This is a genomic window from Tepidiforma sp., from assembly GCF_034433535.1.
In the GTDB taxonomy this organism is placed as follows: Bacteria; Chloroflexota; Dehalococcoidia; order Tepidiformales; family Tepidiformaceae; genus Tepidiforma.
Genome location: NZ_DAOUAO010000081.1, coordinates 1 through 1,851 on the forward strand (window position 1 = coordinate 1; position 1,851 = coordinate 1,851).

2 protein-coding genes are annotated in these 1,851 nt (G+C 73.5%); both read left to right on the forward strand.

Annotation, left to right across the window (positions count from 1 at the left end; translation table 11 throughout):
• On the forward strand, window positions 1-1,261 hold a 1,261-nt coding region (locus VAE46_RS04545), incomplete at its 5' end, for a CoA-binding protein (RefSeq protein WP_322795733.1).
• Window positions 1,258-1,851, forward strand: a 594-nt coding sequence (locus tag VAE46_RS04550; RefSeq protein ID WP_322795734.1) for a class I SAM-dependent methyltransferase, incomplete at its 3' end; no start/stop codon positions are given. The genes VAE46_RS04545 and VAE46_RS04550, both read left to right, overlap by 4 nt.

The following is a 1,851-nucleotide window of genomic DNA, read 5'->3' on the forward strand; positions in this document are numbered from 1 at the left end:
CGAAACCGTCGCCGGGCTCCCCGCCTACCCCAGCCTCGCCGCCGTCCCCGGCGAGGTCGACCTCGTCATCTCCTGCGTGCCCGCACCCGCCGTCCCCGAACTCCTCGAACACTGCGGCCAGAAGCGCGTCCCCTTCCTCCACCTCTTCACCGCCCGCTTCAGCGAAACCGGCGACCCCGAAGCCGCCGCACTCGAAGAGCGCATCCTCCAACGCGCCCGCCAGCTCGGCGTCCGCATCCTCGGCCCCAACGGCATGGGCCTCTACCACCCGGCCGGCGGCCTCTCCTTCCGCCCCGACCTCCCCACCCGCCGCGGCACCGTCGCCTTCCTCTCCCAGTCCGGCAACAACGCCGTCGAGGTCATCACCCGCGGCAGCGCCCGGGGCCTCGCCTTCGGCAAGGTCGTCAACTACGGCAACGGCCGCGACATCACCCCCGGCGAGCTCCTCCGCTACCTCGCCCGCGACCCCGACACCACCGCCATCGGCGCCTACATCGAAGGCGTGCCCGATGGCCGCGGCCTTTATGAAGGCCTGCGCGAGGCCGCTGCCCGCAAGCCGGTCATCATCCACAAGGCCGGCCGAACCGCCGCCGGCGCCCGCAGCGCCGCCTCCCACACTGCCGCCCTCGCCGGCCAGTCCCTCCTCTGGTCGGCCGCGCTCCGGCAGGCCGGCGCCCACGAAGCCCGCTCCCAGGAACAGCTGCTCGACCTCCTCATCGCCGCCGCCCTCCTCCCCCCGGCTCGCGGGCGCCGCATCGCCATCGTCGGCGGCGGCGGCGGCCGCAGCGTCCAATCCGCCGATGCCGCCGAGGAGAACGGCCTCACCGTCCTCCCCCTCCCCCCGGCCATCCGCGAACGGGTCCGCGAACGCGCACCCGCCCTCGCCGAGTGGGTCGCCAACCCCGTCGACCAGTCCATCCTCGCCGGCAGCGGCCTCTCCTCCAACGCCCTGCTCGAACTCATGCTCGAAGACGAGAGCTACGACCTCGCCATCGCCAACATCGGCGAGGACTGGTTTTTCGGCCGCCCCGATGCCGACGAGCGCCTGCGCCACGCCTGCAACCGCCTCGTCCAGGTGGTAGGACGCACCAGCAAGCCCGTCGCCGTGGTCCTCGGCCCCACCGAAACCCCCAACCCCGCCCACCGCGCCCTCGTCGATGCCGTCCGCGACGAGCTCATCGCCGCCGGCCTCGCCATCTTCCCAACCGTCGAGCGCGCCGCCTTCGCCCTCGGCCGCCTCGCGCCGATCGCCGCGCCATGAGCCAGCCGGCCGAACCCGCCGTCCTCGCCCACTACCACCGCGAAGGGCTCGCCGAGCGCATCCTCGCCGCTGCCCGCCAACAGGGCATCGACCCCCTCACCCCCGCCGCACTCGCCCCCGCCGACCACTTCCACTCCTACGGACTCCGCGCCACCCGCGACCTCGCCACGGCCGCCGGCCTCCAGCCCGGCCAGCACGTCCTCGACCTCGGCTGCGGCATCGGCGGCCCCGCCCGCACCATCGCCGCCGAATTCGGCTGCCGCCTCACCGGCATCGACCTCTCCCCCGAGTTCATCCGCACCGCCCGCATCCTCGCCGAAGCCTGCGGGCTCGCGCACCAGTGCGAATTCCACGTCGCCAATGCCCTCCAGCTCCCCTTCCCGGACGCCTCCTTCGATGCCGTCATCACCCAGCACGTCGCCATGAACATCGCCGACCGCGCCCGCTTCTGGAGCGAGGCCCGGCGCGTCCTCCGGCCGGGCGGCACACTCGCGCTCTTCGATATCATCCGCGGCCCCAACCCCGAGCCCCTCCAGTATCCCGTCCCCTGGGCAAGCGAACCCGCCATCTCCCACCTCCTCACCGAAGAC